This is a genomic window from Enterococcus lemanii, from assembly GCF_016909125.1.
GTDB classification, from domain to species: Bacteria; Bacillota; Bacilli; order Lactobacillales; family Enterococcaceae; genus Enterococcus_I; species Enterococcus_I lemanii.
In genome coordinates, this window is sequence record NZ_JAFBFD010000030.1 from 1 (window position 1) to 16,212 (window position 16,212).

Sequence of the window (16,212 nt, forward strand, 5' to 3'; positions counted from 1 at the left end):
TAAAAAGCCAAAATTAAATAACAAAAAAAGAAGAACCTGAGTCCTTCTTAATTATACGGATATTGCTAAACAACACTATTTGACAAAGAGCCCTTTATTTTCTTATTTAGTGCATTCAAAGGGCATTCAAAACGTATTCAAACACAAAAAAAGAGCCTTCCCCCGAAAAGGAAAGCCCTCATAAACGTTGATACACCAACGTTTGTTAAGTCTAAAATTATTCTGCAGCGTTTTCGTCTTTGAGACCGTATTTTTTGTTGAAACGGTCCACGCGTCCGTCTGCTTGTGTGAATTTTTGACGACCAGTGTAGAATGGGTGTGAATCTGAAGTAACCTCAACACGGATTACTGGGTAAGTGTTGCCATCTTCCCATTCGATTGTTTCTTGTGTTTTCTTTGTTGAACCTGACAAGAATTTGAAGCCTGTTGTTGAGTCTAAGAAAACTACTGGATGGTATTCTGGATGAATATTTGGTTTCATGCTAATTTCTCTCCTTTGCCCTGATTCATTTGCTGAACCAGAGTTAATATCGTTTTACAACATGAACATCTTAACACGTTTCTTTTTTAGATGCAATTATCTTTTGTTAATTCGCTTTGTTATTTTTCCACCAAAGGAAACATCTTGAAAAGCAGTTAAAAATTCTTGGTTGTTTTTTGTTTTTTTCATTAATTGAATGAACTGATCCGTAAAGTCTAAAGAATCACCCACCATATTATTGCGTAAACGCCAAGTTTCCTCAAGTTGTTCAGCACTCATTAATAGTTCTTCTTTACGTGTGCCTGATTTTTTCAAGTCAATCGCTGGGAAGATGCGGCGCTCTGCTAGTTGTCGAGACAATTGCAGTTCCATATTCCCTGTTCCTTTAAACTCTTCATAAATCATGTCATCCATTCGGCTACCGGTTTCGACCAAAGCCGTCGCTAAAATCGTTAAGCTGCCACCCTCTTCAATATTGCGAGCAGCACCAAAGAATTTTTTGGGTTTGTATAAAGCCGCTGGATCAATCCCACCACTCAATGTCCGGCCACTTGGCGGAACAACTAAGTTATAAGCACGAGCCAAACGGGTAATACTGTCCATCAAAATCACGACGTCACGTTTATCTTCAACCAGGCGCATCGCTCGTTCTAAAACCAGTTCGGCCACGCGTGTATGATTGCTTGGTTGTAAATCAAAGGTCGAAGAAACAACGTCACCTTTAACACTTCGTTCTAGGTCGGTCACTTCTTCTGGACGTTCATCAATTAACAAGACAATTAGTTCGACTTCTGGATGATTTTCAGTAATTCCGTTGGCAATTTCTTTTAAAATACTCGTTTTACCTGCTTTAGGCGGCGCGACAATTAAGCCGCGTTGCCCAAAACCAATTGGTGAAAACAAATCGATCATTCGTGTTGATAAGCGGCCAGTTGTGGTTTCTAATTGAATTCGACGATTCGGGTAAAGTGGGGTTAAGGCTGGAAAGTGAGGACGCTCTTTGGCTTCTTCCGGGTCTTTTCCATTGACGCTTTCAACATGCATTAAGCCATAATAACGTTCGGACTCTTTAGGTGGGCGAGCTTTTCCGGCCACCTTATCACCATTACGTAAACTAAAACGACGAATTTGCGAAGATGAAATATAAATATCTTCTGCACTCGGGCCATAGTTGATTGGACGTAAAAAGCCATAACCTTCTTGACCAACAATATCTAATATTCCTTCCATATAGAAGAAACCTTGTTTTTCAGCTTGTGCGCGAATGACTGCTAACGATAGCTCTTTTTTATTCATTTGACTGTAATAAGGAATTTTAAAATCCTTAGCATAAGTATAGATTTCTTTTAAAGTCTTGTGCTCTAGTTCGGCCATTGTTAAATAGTCTCTCATTGCATTACTCCTCAATCATTTGGATATCTGCTCCCATAGCAGAAAGTTTTTCAATAATATTGTCGTAACCTCTTAAAATGTGATCGACTTGACTAATCTTTGTTGTTCCGGTTGCCATTAATCCAGCAATGACTAGACAGGCCCCAGCTCGTAAATCAGACGCGGCCACTTCTACACCAGATAACTGCGGGCTTTCTTGAATAATCATCATATTGCCTTCAATGCTTGCTTTTGCCCCTAAACGGACCAGTTCTGGAATATGATTGACCCGTTTAGGATAAATCGTATCGACCACTTCTGAAGTCCCTTTGGCTTTTAGTAAAAGCGGGGTTAATGGTTGTTGTAGGTCAGTTGCCAGCCCTGGATAAGGGAATGTTTTCACCGAAATAGCTTTTAGGTCTTTGGCTGGATGGACAAAAATACTATCCTCACCAATCTCCATTTCAACGCCCATTTCTTCTAGTTTTGAAAGGAAGCTATCAAGATGTTCATGAATCACATTTTTAACCAAAACGCCATTTCCAACTGCAGCGGCTAATGCCAAGTACGTACCGGCTTCAATGCGATCAGGAATAATCGTATGGCGACAACCGTGTAATTGTTCAACGCCATCGATACGAATTTCGTTGGTTCCTGCGCCACGAATTTTTGCGCCCATATTATTTAATAAAGTCGCCACATCGATAATTTCAGGTTCGCGAGCCGCGTTTTCGATAATCGTTCGACCTTTTGCACGAACGGCTGCCAAAATAACGTTAATTGTTGCTCCAATTGAAACCATATCCATAAAAATACGGGTACCTTTTAAGCCTTCTTCAGGACTGCGTAAATACATCGCGCCATGCTCATTCGTTACTTGAACGCCCAAAGCTTCAAAGCCTTTAATATGCAAGTTGATGGGTCTTGGACCTAAATTACAGCCTCCAGGTAACCCAACCACTCCTTCACCAAACTTACCAAGCAAGGCGCCCATAAAATAATAAGAAGCACGCAAACTATTAATTTTCCCAGTCGGCATTGGAATGGAGACAATTTCTGTTGGATCAATGATTAATGTATTATTTTTAAAAGTTGATTTTACGCCCATAATGGCTAAAATTTCAAGTAAAGAATGGACATCCTGAATATCAGGGACGCCTTCTAATGTAACTGGCGAGTCAGCTAAAATGGCAGCAGGGATTAACGCAACGACACTATTTTTAGCCCCACTAATAGTTACTTCACCTGTTAAGGGTTTATTTCCTTGAATCATTAATTTTTTCATTTAAATTTCACCTATTTAATTATAATTATTTTCAGATACCCTTAATACTAACATAGTTTAGCCGATTTAAAAAGGCGCCTTTCATTACAAATGAAAGGCGCCTTTTATAATTTGATTAAAATTAAGCTTTATTTGCTGAACCAAAGATTTCGATATGCTCTTCTGCATCTTTGATAATCGCTGCTTTACCAGGAGCTAATAATTTACGAGGGTCAAAACCTTTACCTTCTAAATCTTTACCAGCTTCGATATATTCACGAGTTGCTTTGGCAAATGATACTTGGAATTCAGTGTTTACGTTTACTTTAGAAACACCCATTGAGATTGCTTTTTGGATTTGCTCAGTTGGAATACCTGAACCACCATGTAATACTAATGGCACTTCTTGGCCAACCGCATCCGCAATTGCTTGTAAGTGATCAAAAGCTAAACCAGTCCAGTTTGCAGGATATGCACCATGGATATTACCAATTCCACAAGCTAGGAAGTCAATTCCTGTGTTAACCATTTGAACACATTCGTCGATATCAGCTAATTCACCTGAACCAATGATTCCGTCTTCTTCTCCACCGATTGAACCAACTTCACATTCAACAGAAACACCTTTTGCATGTGCTTTTTCAACAACGTCTTTTGCTAATTTTAAGTTTTCTTCAAATGGTAAGTGAGATCCGTCAAACATTACAGATGTGTAACCAACTTCAATACACTCTAAAGCGTCTTTGTACTCACCATGGTCTAAATGAATTGCTACAGGAACAGTAATGTTCATTGATTCCATTAAGTCTTTCACCATGTTTACAACTAATTTGTATCCACCCATGTATTTTGCTGCACCCATTGAAGTTTGGATCATTACTGGCGCTTGTTTTGCTTGAGCTGCTGCTAAAATTGCTTGCGTCCACTCTAAGTTGTTTGTGTTGTAAGCTCCAATTGCGTAGCCGCCTTCACGTGCTGCTTTTAACATTTCAGTTGCTGATACTAATGGCATAATCATTTCCTCCTAGTTTTTGGCTAAACTTTATTTGTCAAGAATTCTGATTCTCAACCAACAAACCTATTTTAGCAAAGTTTTCACTTTTTTGCTAGTCTTCCGGTGAAAATTACTATTTTTTTCATTAAAAACTGGCAACGTCAATGATTATAAAAGTAAGTTTTCAGAAAACAACCGATTAATTAATACAACTCTAGGTATTGCTCTCTCTCCCATTCAGAAACCGTTTGACGATACGCAGCCCATTCCATTCGTTTTGCCTCGTTGAAGTTCCCATAAATATGTTGCCCTAGTGCATTAATCATAACAGGGTCTTTCCGCAATGCTTTAATCGCATTATGGATAGTTGATGGCAAATCGTAAATTTGTGCAGCTTCTCTTTCTTCTTCTGTCATCACATAGATATTACGATCAACGGCAGGTGGCGGTGTCAATTCGCGACGGATACCATCTAACCCTGCTTCAAGCAAAACAGCCATCGCTAAATAAGGGTTCGCCGTTGGATCAACTGAACGTAACTCTAAACGCGTTGACAAGCCACGTGCTTCTGGAATACGAATCAGTGGTGAGCGGTTGTGTCCAGACCACGCCACGTATACCGGCGCTTCAAAACCTGGAACAAGGCGTTTATAAGAGTTAACCGTTGGATTACAAACAGCGGTAAATGCCCGTGCATGCTCTAACAAACCAGCCATAAAGTGGTATGCCGTTTGGCTAAGTTGCATTTCGCCAGTTTCATCATAAAAGACATTTTCTTTGCCTTTAAATAAAGACATATTACAGTGCATACCTGAACCAGCAATCCCATAAAGTGGTTTAGCCATAAAAGTTGCATGTAAGCCATGTTTACGAGCAATTGTTTTTACGACCAGTTTGAATGTTTGAATATTGTCACAAGCTTCAACGACATCCGCATATTTAAAGTCGATTTCGTGTTGTCCCGGAGCGGTTTCGTGATGAGAAGCTTCAACTTCAAAGCCCATTTTTTCCAATTCTAACACAATATCTCTTCGACAGTTTTCGCCCATGTCCGTTGGTGAAAAATCAAAGTAGCCACCTTTATCATTTAAATCGGTGGTAATTTCACCATCTTCATCTAGTTTGAATAAGAAAAATTCAGGTTCTGGCCCTAAGTTAAAAGAGGTATAGCCCATTTTTTCCATATTACGTAGATTTCGTTTTAAATTTCCACGAGGATCACCCGCAAATGGGGTACCATCCGGATTATAAATATCACAAATCAAGCGAGCCACTTTCCCATGCTCACTTTCCCAAGGGAAAATTAACCAAGTAGAGACATCTGGGTACAGATACATGTCGCTTTCTTCAATCCGAACAAAGCCTTCAATTGAAGAACCATCAAACATCATTTTATTATCCAACACTTTATCCAGTTGGCTAATCGGTACTTCGACGTTTTTAATTGTTCCCATAATATCAGTGAACATTAAGCGTAAAAAGCGTACATTTTCTTCTTTAGCATTTTGTTTAATTTCAGCAGCTGTAAAGTCTACTCTTGGCATAAATTTTTCCACCTTTTTGGTTTTAGATTTTTAAATTCTTGGATTTTTTTGAAAAGGATTACTTTGAGATAATCCTCCTTGTGATAAAATCTCATCGTAAAAAATACGACGAACATCTTTATCGGTTAACGGTTGTTTCGTTTTTATTTCTTTTTCTTCTTGTTTCATACGATAAAGACGTTTAATCCCAGCCATATTTAAGCCTTCGGAAAGATAATCTTTTATTTCCAGTAATACATCAATATCATTTAATGAATACATTCTTCGATTCCCTTCACTGCGTTCTGGATAAATCAATTCTTGTTCTTCATAATAACGAATTTGACGAGCCGTTAAATCCGTTAACTTCATGACAGTACCAATTGGAAATACAGACATGGAACGCCGTAATTCTTTTTCTTGCATGAAACGTACGCCCTCCTTCATCGATGCTCTTTCTTAATTAAATCTAATGAAAATATAGCAAGCCTTTTTTTAGTTGTCAACTGTTTATGTCACAAAATCTAACATGATTTTTACGAACGTTCAGTTTTTACAACTTTTTTTGGTAAATAATGTCTACTGAATAATTGCCAAATATTCATAACGTGACCAATTTAATTTGTAAGCGCCACTCACCTACGAGAATGCATTGGCTTTTGGGTCCGTGATGACGCAGCCGTTCGAACGTTAGTGAGTTACGGATGCGGGACAAGGTTGAGCGTTAGCGAAACGTTGTTCATTGCCCGTAGTCTCTCAGCTTTCGAGCTTCAAACGGAGAGCTAGTTGCTAAAGCACCAAGCTTCCGTAATTCACATCGAATCTTTTGACACGGCTCCGGCGCCAATGATTCTCTTCGGTTCGCAAATCTGAATGAACCGAGCAATAGATGCATAAACATCTTTATTTAATAAAAGAATATGAATCAATTTATTTTAAAAATAATGAATGACCAGTATCCATTAACAAATAGGATGATTTCGTCAAATAATGGTTCGCAAATAAGGATTTTCTTGAATTTGCATAACGATTTCTTATTCATTGAAGCCATATTCTTTTTGAATTAGTAAAGCACCCAAAGTCATTATAAAAGTTGCACAACATTGCCTTTTTTATTAAGTAGTTTTTTAGCTCTGACTAGCCGATTTTTTAATCCAAGAGATTGATCAAAATCTGCAAAAGTAAGTTGCGGGTGAACTTGTGGTTTATACATTAGAAATCTTCAATATTGATAAAAGTGCACGATTTTCCGTGTTCTACTGTTAAAGTTATTGCACTTGTTATATAAAATATTGAGGTCAAATACTGATGTTTCAATGTTTTTCATTTATTCAGCAGGCATTAAATGCGGCCCGTTTGACAAGTAAAAAAAGAGGTAAAAACGAGCATGATGCTTGTTTCTACCTCTTTTTTTATTCTAGTTCACTTTCCATTAGCCGAAGCGCAAAAGAACCAGCTTGGGCAAATCCTTTGACCAAATAATTCTGCGTCTCCTCGTTAAACTCAGATGACAACATGAGTGTTTCTTTTTTCAAGCGATGCAATAAGTTCCCCTTCTCTTGGGTCAGAGTTAAAGTATAAGGTTGTAAAATTTCCATCAAATTCAGTTTAATGCCTTGGATTAATTGTTCTTTTCCACTTAAACTTTTTGATGAAACAAGGACACTAGGAAAAAGAGTTGGGACAAAGTGGCTTGGGTCAATCTTATCAGACTTATTGTAGACGGTTAAAATTGGTATTTTACTAAGATCTAACTCTTCAATCAGGCGCAAGACGGTCTCCTCTTGTTGTTGGCGACTTGGCGAACTTGCATCGACAATATGAAGTAACAAATCAACTTCGCGGCTTTCTTCTAAAGTTGAATGAAAGGCATTGACTAATTGAGTTGGCAAATCTTGAATAAAGCCAACGGTATCCGTGATGGTCACTTCAAAACCTTCTGGCATCCGCCATTTTTTAGTTAGCGGATCTAAAGTGGCAAAAAGCTGGTCTTGTTCATAAGTTTGAGCTTGTGTTAAGATATTTAAAACCGTTGATTTACCAGCATTTGTGTAGCCGATTAAACCAATTTGGAAAACTTGGTTATCTTGACGTTTTTGGCGTGTTCGATGACGATGAGCAGCCACTTCTTTTAGTTCGCGTTTAATGACGGTAATTTTGTCGCGGATATAACGACGATCGGTTTCTAACTTTGTTTCCCCCGGTCCTCTTGTTCCAATTCCGCCACCTAAACGAGAAAGAGTCTTACCTTGTCCAATTAAACGAGGTAATAAATATTCTAATTGGGCGAGCTCTACTTGTAATTTCCCTTCTTTTGAGCGCGCACGCATCGCAAAGATGTCCAAAATCAATTGCACGCGATCAATTACCGCCACTCCAAGCGCATCAGAAATAATTTGGCTTTGCCGCGGAGTCAACTCATGGTTAAAAATAACTAAATCTGCCTCGTGATTTTCAACAATGGTCTGTAACTCTTCAATTTTACCTTTACCAATAACGGTTTGGCGATCAATTTGTGGCCTTTTTTGAACTAGTGAAAAGACGACTTCTCCCATTGCTGTTTTTGTTAAACTCTTTAGTTCAATCATCGATTCTTCAAAATATTTATAATTATTCTCAGTCTCTACGCCCACTAAAACAACTTTTTCTTTTTTATCCACTAATACCCACCTCTTCCAACCATTTTTTAATTTCTTTTTCTAATTGCTGACTAGCAGATGGATCTAACAGCAGGTCATACCACCTAGGATTCATTCGATTTCTAAACCAAGTAAGCTGACGTTTGGCATAGCGTCTAGAATGCAATTGAATGTCCTCGATTACTTCTTCTAAACCCATTTCACCAGCAAAAAACGGTTGAAATTCCTTGTAACCAATGCCTCGACTAGCTTGAGCATCTGGATAAGCAAGCGTTTTTTCCGCCTCGCTTATTAAGCCTGTTTCAACCATTTGTTTAACCCTAAGATTAATTCGATCATATAGTAACTCACGCTTCGTTGTTAATCCAATTAGAAAGTCGTCATACAACTTTTTTGGTTCTTTTTCCGGCGTTAAAATACTCGTTCCAGTTAATTCGTAAACTTCAAGCGCACGAATCACTTTTCTTTCATTGTTTGGATGAATTTTTTGGGCAGCTAAAGGATCGACTTGTTTTAAATACTCCCAGGTCCATTGCTTGCCTTTTTCTTGAGCCATCTTTGTATATTTTTCTCGAATCGCAGTATTTGAAACCTCGGTGTTTGCGCCTAACTGATAATCATACAATAAGGCTTGAACATATAAGCCCGTTCCTCCAACGACAATTGGGACTTTCCCTCGTTGCGTAATTTCATCAATGAGCAGTCTAGCCGCCGTTTGAAAATCGGCCACTGAATAAGGCTCACTGATTTCACATATATCTAGCAAATGGTGAGGAATCCCTTGTCTTTCTTCGCTTGTGGCCTTGGCCGTTCCGATATCAAGTCCTCGATAAATTTGCATTGAATCGGCATTAATAATTTCACCATTCAATTTTTGGGCTAATTCGATACTTAACGCCGTTTTACCGACAGCAGTAGGCCCGACAATCACAATCACTTTTTTCATTTTTTCATTAAATTCCTTTAGCTAATTAAAATGCTCTTGAAAAGAGAGTTAACGGTTCGTCCGTTACTTTTTTTAGTTGAACCTTTCTTTCATAAATCATTTCGGTGATTTTATCAGAAAGTTGTTCAATGATGACACGTCCACCTTTAAAGGTATAACCACCAATGGCCAAAGTTTCTTCTGGTGATAGCACGACTTTACGCGTTGAGATTTGATTGAAAAATTCCTCTAAAAAACGATTAGGTAAATAAAAACTATTATGAGCCGCAAACGATTGTAAATAAATGTAATCATCTACTGTGATATAACAGTCATCAAATGCATCAAAACTAACATATTTATCCATTAATAAAACCCGTTTTTCTAGAATCTCAACCATTTTTTGATTAAGATGAATTAATGTTTCGATTTCTTTGGCTTTTTGCTCGATTACGCGTCGTTTTTTCTCTTTTTGGTCTTGATATTTCAATAATAAATAAAACGCCAAAATAACAATGAGCGCGCCTGTAAACACCCCACTCATTCCAATTAAAAACAAGGTCATTTCTTCTTTCGCCTCCCATACATTCCTTTGTTATATTTTACCATAGATTCACCAAAATTCGCAGTTTTTTTATTTGACCTTTTTTGACCTTTTAGTTATACTTTGTTTAGCTAAATGTGGAAAAATTCTACTTAAATTTTTTCAGATATGTTATGCTATGTATGTAAATTTAGCGAATACAACTAAGGAGGATATATCCCTATGAATTTAATTCCAACAGTCATTGAACAATCATCTCGTGGCGAAAGAGCGTATGACATTTATTCACGTTTATTGAAAGATCGAATCATTATGTTAAGCGGACAAGTAACAGACGACTTGGCCAACTCTATTATCGCCCAACTACTTTTCTTAGATGCACAAGACTCTGAAAAAGACATTTACTTGTACATTAACTCGCCTGGTGGAAGCGTAACAGCCGGTTTAGCGATTTATGATACAATGAACTTTGTAAAAGCCGATGTTCAAACCATCGTAATGGGGATGGCAGCTTCCATGGGTAGTTTCTTACTTGCTGCAGGTACAAAAGGCAAGCGTTTTGCTTTACCAAATGCTGAAGTCATGATTCACCAGCCACTTGGTGGGGCGCAAGGACAAGCAACGGAGATTGAAATTGCTGCACGCCATATTTTAAATACTCGTGACCGTTTGAACAAAATTTTAGCAGAAAGAACCGGTCAACCGATTGAGGTTATCGAAAAAGATACCGATCGCGATAACTTTATGACTGCTGAAGAAGCAAAAGCTTATGGCTTAATCGATGAAGTCATGGTGACACGTTAATTTAAATAACATAAAAAGAACCTTCTAAATACGGAAGGTTCTTTTTATGTGTGCTAAAAAATAATCATTATCCATTTCTAATCATATTGTGTCAAATCCCAATTACGAATAATTTGATTTAATTTTTCTGCATATTGCGGATCAGTAGCGTATTTTCCAACTAAACCTTTTGTTGCTTCTTCAAAATTGCTAGCAACACTTCGCCAAGTGCCACTGTAATAATTTTTATTCCAAGATACACCATTTGCTAGTAGCTTGCCGTTGTCTTCTAAAGAATCTTTTGCCGTGGCATATTTTCTAAAGGACGCGGGTAAAGAAACCATTCGACCATTCACAAATTCATCTGAATAAATATCATACTTCTCATAGTTTGTTTCATCAGATCCTACTGAAAACTTAATTCCAAAAAAATTGTTCGCTTCTTTCGTTAACCGACTGCGACCATAATCAGACTCTAAAATAGCTTGAGCAATCATTACGGAAGGATACAATTGATATTTACCTGCAATTTCTTGAGCATCTTTCGCAATTAGACGAACAAACTCTTCATTGTCTTTATAATTGGTTAAAATAAATGTTTGAGAAGGAGCGCTTGGACTGACTTGATTATTTTTTACAACAGGTGGAATTTGACCTGAAATAAAAAATTGGTTAAAAAGTGTTTTAATCGGACGCTTTTGTTCAGTACTTTCACTAGTAAGTACATTTTCTCGACTTTCCTGGGACACGGTTTCCAACTTTTCTCCTAGTGGCTCGGACTCACTTGTATGATTTGTTTCTAATGAGTCTGCACTAGCTAAATCTTCACCGTCGCTAGCTGCTACCATCGCTTGTGCATCAATATACCCTAGCCAATTCCCTTTAAAGTCATAAGCCTCATAATACATCGTTTGATTAAAATGATAGTAGACTCCTTTTATTTTCACTTTTTTTAAATAAAAATCTTCGCTTTGTTCGTTTACTTGTCCTAAAAAATTCGAAAAGAACACCGGATTCTCTTGATGAATGGTCATTGTTTTGGCCATTTTCTTTTTATAACCTTCTGGTGAATCACCTGTTAACGTAACACTTGACTGACTGACATAACCAACTTCTTCGCCTAAATAATCACGCAATAAATAATACGTTTCGATGCCTTGACTAAAAGACTTTTCAACAAAAAAAGTCTGATTTAGCCATTTTTTTGCACCTTTGTTTTCTGTTCCTTTTAAATCTGTTGTTAGACGAAAATTCTCATAAGTAATGGTGCCGTATTCGCCAATTTCCTTTTCACGAAAAATTGATCGTGCTTGGACTTCAATTGGGTGAGTAAACAATAATGTATAACCACATCCTAAGATTGCCAAACAGCTAATCACGCAAATGGCAACGAACCCGTACTGAGTTTTTATTTTCAACGTTTTCATTCCTTTAACCTTTAATCTACCAAACTATTATACCTTAGATTAATGAGAGTGTGATGCAAATTTGCTAAAAAAAAGAGAGGATTGAACAATCATCCCCTCTTTTTTCCTTTTATTCGCTCATTTCTTCTTCTGCAAACTGGCTATTATACAATTTGGCATAAAAGCCATCTTTTTCTAATAGCGATTGGTGGGTCCCTTGTTCGATAATCGACCCTTGATTCATCACCAGTATCAAATCAGCCTCGCGAATCGTTGACAAGCGGTGTGCAATCACAAAACTGGTACGGCCTTGCATTACTTTTGTCATCGCCTTTTGAATCAAAGCTTCTAACCGCGTGTCGACTGAACTTGTCGCTTCATCTAAAATTAGAATCTTTGGATTTGAAATCACAGCCCGGGCAATTGTTAATAATTGTTTTTGCCCTAGCGAGATGTTATCTCCCTCAGAATTAATCATCATTGCATACCCTTCAGGCATTGTTCGAATAAAATGATCCACGTTGGCTGTTTTGGCAGCATCGACTACTTCATATTCCGTCGCCGTTAACTTTCCAAAACGAATATTCTCTGCGATTGTCCCTTCATATAACCAAGCATCTTGTAAAACCATCCCAAATAGCGAACGAACGTCACTCCGCTTTAGTTTCTTTGTGTCAATCCCATCAATCTTAATTGCCCCGTCATTTACTTCATAAAAACGCATCAACAAATTAATAATCGTGGTTTTTCCAGCCCCGGTTGGCCCAACAATTGCAACGGTTTGACCTGCTTTAACCGTGAAATTCAAGTTTTCGATTAACGGTTTATCAGGAGAATAAGAAAAGCCAACATTTTCAAAACGAACTTCGCCTTTTACTTCCTCGGGTAAAGAAAGGTATGCTTCACTAACAGCCTCTTCTTCTTCATCTAGAATTTCAAAAATACGCTTAGCTGAAGCAGCCGCACTTTGTAAAACACCCGAAAGTTGCGTAATATTCCCCATCGGTTGACTAATTTGCCAAATATATTGAATGAAAGCTTGTAATTGACCAACAACAAGCGCGCCAGCAATCACATAATAACTACCTAATACAGCAATAACGATATACGTTAAATAAGCCGTTAATTGAACAAGTGGCATCATTAGACCTGAAATAAAGGCTGCTCGAAAGCCATAATATTGTAATTTGTGATTCGCCTCTTTAAATCCTTCTAAAGCTTGTTTTTCGCGACCATACGCTTTTAAAATACCAAAACCGGTCATATTTTCTTGAACATAGCCGTTCATTTCACCTAAAGCGTTTTGCATGTTATTAAAATACGTTTGCGATTTTGTCACAATCATTTTAGAGATAAAAAAAGAAGCAGGAATCATGATTAGTGCAACGAGCGCCATAACTTTATGAATATAAAACATCATGCCTAACGCAATGGCAATGCTTAAAAGGGCATTGATAATACCGATTAATGCTTGTTGAAGTGCGCCACTAACCGCATCGACATCATTGGTCACCCGAGAAAAAATATTCCCTTGTTTGTTTCGATCAAAATACGAAACCGGTAATCGATTAATTTTCTGTTCTAAGTCTCGCCGCAAATCTTGCATCATCGACTGGACGACATTCGTAATTAATACTCCTGCTAATAACTGAGCAATACCATAGCCTAAACCAACCAAGAAGATCCAAAGTAAGGTTTGCTTAATATAACCAAAATTTAACGATTCTCCGGCTAAAACATTTTTTGTAATTTCAGTCGTCGGTAAGCCCGCAACATAAGGAAGGGCCCCACTAAAAATAACCGTTAAAACCGTAAAGAAAAGAACGAGAAAAAAACTCAGACGATAAGGTTTAATATAACTACTTAAACGTTTAAAAGAAGAGAAGTTTTTCATTTTTTCAATTCCTCCTCTGAAAGTTGTGACGCTGCAATATCATAATAGATTGAACAATTTGCTAGTAATTCGTCATGCGTACCTGTTCCGACAATTTCCCCTTCATTTAAAACAATAATCTTATCTGCATGCATAATGGTTCCCACTCGTTGTGCAACGATTAAAGTTGTTGTTTGCGTTGTTACTTTTTTTAAACACGCTCTTAATTTCGCATCCGTGGCATAATCAAGTGCTGAAAAACTATCATCAAAAATAAAAATCTCTGGTTGACGAATAATAGCTCTGGCAATGGCTAAGCGTTGTTTTTGACCACCTGAAAAGTTAGTCCCACCTTCTGACACTTGGGTTTCAAGCCCTTTTTCCAAGCGCGAAACAAAGTCTTTTGCTTGCGCAATTTCTAAAGCCTGTAACATTTCTTCGGTGGTCGCATCTTCTTTTCCATAGCGTAAATTATCCGCAATCGTACCGGAAAATAGTAACGCTTTTTGTGGTATATAGCCAATCTTTTTCCGTAGAAATTCAAGAGGATAGTCTTTCACATTGACCCCATCAATTAAGACTTCTCCCTCACTAACCTCGTAAAATCGTGGAATTAATTGAATTAAGGAGGACTTCCCACTCCCCGTGCTTCCAATAAACGCAACGGTTTCGCCCGGTCTTGCCGTAAAGTTTATGCTACGTAATATCGGCGTTTCAGTCGCACCTGGATAAGCAAAAGTAACGTTCTTAAATTCCACAATACCTTTTGTTTTCGTTTTAGGTGCAGTCTTTTCTTTTGACTCAATTAAAGGCTCCATCGCAAAAGCTTCCATAATTCGATTCGCAGAAACAGCGGCTCTTGGATACATCATAAAAACCGTTGCAAAAAGCATAAATGAAAACAACGCATGAAAAATGTATTCGATAAAAGCAATTAAGTTCCCAACTTGTAACGAACCTGCTTCAATTTGGATACTACCCGACCAAATAATAAGAACCATTACAATATTAAACAAAAAGAAAAAAGCGGGTTGTGCAACTGCCATTAAACGAAACAATCGCTTTGAACTATCCGTATAATCTTTATTGACCGTCGCAAAACGCTCTTCTTCGAATTTTTCATTTACAAACGCTCGAATTACCCGAATGCCAGATAAATTCTCACGTAAAATACTGTTTATTTTATCTAAGTTCTTTTGTTGTTTTTTAGAAATCGGTTCTGAAAGCAACGCAATAGTAACGACACCAACTAATAAAAAGGGCAAGGAGCCTAAAACATACCACCCTAAAGATGGGCTCGTCCGAACAACTAAATAAATACTCGCAACAAACATCATTGGTGCTGTAAAACCAATTCTTAAAATGTTTTGCATAAATAACATGATTTGATACGCATCATTGGTTACTCGTGTAATTAATGACGATACACCAATTTCTTCATACTCTTGATGTGAATAACCTTGAATTTTTTCAAACAAATCATCACGAATGTCTGCAATCATATTCGTTGTAATTCGTGAAGTAAAATAACCGAGCATAATATTCAAGATAATACCAAAAAGAACGACCCCTAACATCAAAATGCCCATTGATTGAATATAAGAAATATCTTTTTTTACAATGCCGTTATTTATCATTTTGGCTAATAACGTTGGCAAACCTAGTTCAATCCCAATAAAACCAAATACACATATAAAATTTAAAATTAATAATTTTTTATTGCGTAAGGAATATTCCCACATTAATTTCACTAATTTTCCTCCTAACTTTTTCCAAGTACAACCACTATAACAAAAGTATTTTTAAAGTTCAAAATAAAATAATACAAACTAATCGGTCTTTAATTTGCTAAATAATTATTCTTTTTTGAATGGTTAAGTTAAAATTGTGTCGGTCGTCTATCTTAAGAAGACGACCGACTTTGTTTTCTGTGCACCTTTTCTATACTTCTTTTCATTTCTATGATAAACTAAAGAAAATTTCTGTATAGAAATACAGAGCAGTCCGGTGAATTTTTAACCATTACAATCAGAAAGTCTGGTCGAAACTTTCTCTTTTTTCTCACTCAATGTCTGAAAAAAGAAATATTTAAGAAATTTCTTTCACAGCAAGTCTGCTACAAAACGGCAGCCTTTGCTTTGTTGTGTTAAAAAGTGATCGAGCGGATCTGTCAATAAACTAAAGGAGCGTATCATATGATTTACAAAGTATTTTACCAAGAAAGAAAAGATTACAACCCAAAAAGAGAGCAAACAAAATCACTTTATCTAGAAGCAGAAAGTGAAGTCATTGCTCGTCAGTTAGTCGAAAAAAATACCCCATATAATATTGAATTCATTCAACTCTTAGAAGGCAACCACTTAGAGTATGAAAAAGAAAATGCTGAATTCATTTTAACGGAGTTTTAAA

At 37.2% G+C, this 16,212-nt stretch carries 14 protein-coding genes; 2 read left to right on the forward strand and 12 right to left on the reverse strand.

Annotated elements, in window-relative coordinates; all coding sequences use genetic code 11:
- Positions 1-217: 217 nt before the first annotated feature.
- From JOD14_RS09170 to JOD14_RS09210, 9 genes are all read right to left on the reverse strand, one after another.
- Complete coding sequence (locus JOD14_RS09170) at positions 218-481, reverse strand: type B 50S ribosomal protein L31 (RefSeq protein ID WP_204654531.1); 264 nt, start codon at positions 479-481, stop codon at positions 218-220.
- Positions 482-577: 96 nt separating this feature from the next.
- On the reverse strand, positions 578-1,873 hold the full coding sequence (rho, locus tag JOD14_RS09175; protein WP_204654532.1) for a transcription termination factor Rho: 1,296 nt from the start codon (positions 1,871-1,873) through the stop codon (positions 578-580).
- Between the two features lie 4 nt (positions 1,874-1,877).
- On the reverse strand, positions 1,878-3,137 hold the full coding sequence (locus tag JOD14_RS09180) for a UDP-N-acetylglucosamine 1-carboxyvinyltransferase (protein WP_204654533.1): 1,260 nt from the start codon (positions 3,135-3,137) through the stop codon (positions 1,878-1,880).
- A 121-nt stretch (positions 3,138-3,258) separates the two neighbouring features.
- The gene (locus JOD14_RS09185) at positions 3,259-4,128 is read right to left on the reverse strand and encodes a class II fructose-bisphosphate aldolase (protein WP_204654534.1); all 870 of its coding nucleotides are present in this window, start codon (positions 4,126-4,128) and stop codon (positions 3,259-3,261) included.
- A gap of 185 nt (positions 4,129-4,313) precedes the next feature.
- Positions 4,314-5,654: a type I glutamate--ammonia ligase gene (gene glnA / locus JOD14_RS09190; protein WP_204654535.1), complete on the reverse strand. Its 1,341-nt coding sequence runs from the start codon at positions 5,652-5,654 to the stop codon at positions 4,314-4,316.
- A gap of 30 nt (positions 5,655-5,684) precedes the next feature.
- Positions 5,685-6,059 (reverse strand): MerR family transcriptional regulator, encoded by a 375-nt coding sequence (locus tag JOD14_RS09195; protein ID WP_204654536.1) that lies wholly within the window; start codon positions 6,057-6,059, stop codon positions 5,685-5,687.
- Positions 6,060-7,045: 986 nt separating this feature from the next.
- Entirely contained in the window at positions 7,046-8,293 is a 1,248-nt protein-coding gene (gene hflX / locus JOD14_RS09200; RefSeq protein ID WP_204654537.1) for a GTPase HflX, read from the reverse strand.
- Entirely contained in the window at positions 8,286-9,218 is a 933-nt protein-coding gene (miaA, locus tag JOD14_RS09205; protein ID WP_204654538.1) for a tRNA (adenosine(37)-N6)-dimethylallyltransferase MiaA, read from the reverse strand. Before miaA ends, hflX begins: the two co-directional genes overlap by 8 nt.
- 25 nt (positions 9,219-9,243) lie before the next feature.
- Complete coding sequence (locus tag JOD14_RS09210) at positions 9,244-9,762, reverse strand: hypothetical protein (RefSeq protein WP_204654539.1); 519 nt, start codon at positions 9,760-9,762, stop codon at positions 9,244-9,246.
- A 201-nt stretch (positions 9,763-9,963) separates the two neighbouring features.
- Between JOD14_RS09210 and clpP the strand changes: the two genes are divergently transcribed.
- Positions 9,964-10,545, forward strand: coding sequence for an ATP-dependent Clp endopeptidase proteolytic subunit ClpP (gene clpP, locus JOD14_RS09215; RefSeq protein WP_204654540.1), 582 nt, complete (start codon positions 9,964-9,966; stop codon positions 10,543-10,545).
- A gap of 77 nt (positions 10,546-10,622) precedes the next feature.
- Here the strand turns inward: clpP and JOD14_RS09220 are convergent, their stop codons facing one another.
- From JOD14_RS09220 to JOD14_RS09230, 3 genes are all read right to left on the reverse strand, one after another.
- Complete coding sequence (locus tag JOD14_RS09220) at positions 10,623-11,942, reverse strand: glucosaminidase domain-containing protein (RefSeq protein WP_204654541.1); 1,320 nt, start codon at positions 11,940-11,942, stop codon at positions 10,623-10,625.
- Between the two features lie 118 nt (positions 11,943-12,060).
- On the reverse strand, positions 12,061-13,824 hold the full coding sequence (locus tag JOD14_RS09225) for an ABC transporter ATP-binding protein (RefSeq protein WP_204654542.1): 1,764 nt from the start codon (positions 13,822-13,824) through the stop codon (positions 12,061-12,063).
- The gene (locus JOD14_RS09230) at positions 13,821-15,554 is read right to left on the reverse strand and encodes an ABC transporter transmembrane domain-containing protein (protein WP_204654543.1); all 1,734 of its coding nucleotides are present in this window, start codon (positions 15,552-15,554) and stop codon (positions 13,821-13,823) included. Before JOD14_RS09230 ends, JOD14_RS09225 begins: the two co-directional genes overlap by 4 nt.
- Before the next feature lie 444 nt (positions 15,555-15,998).
- On the opposite strand from JOD14_RS09230, the gene JOD14_RS09235 reads away from it, so the two are divergent.
- The gene (locus JOD14_RS09235; protein ID WP_204654544.1) at positions 15,999-16,211 is read left to right on the forward strand and encodes a DNA-dependent RNA polymerase subunit epsilon; all 213 of its coding nucleotides are present in this window, start codon (positions 15,999-16,001) and stop codon (positions 16,209-16,211) included.
- Position 16,212: the final 1 nt, after the last annotated feature.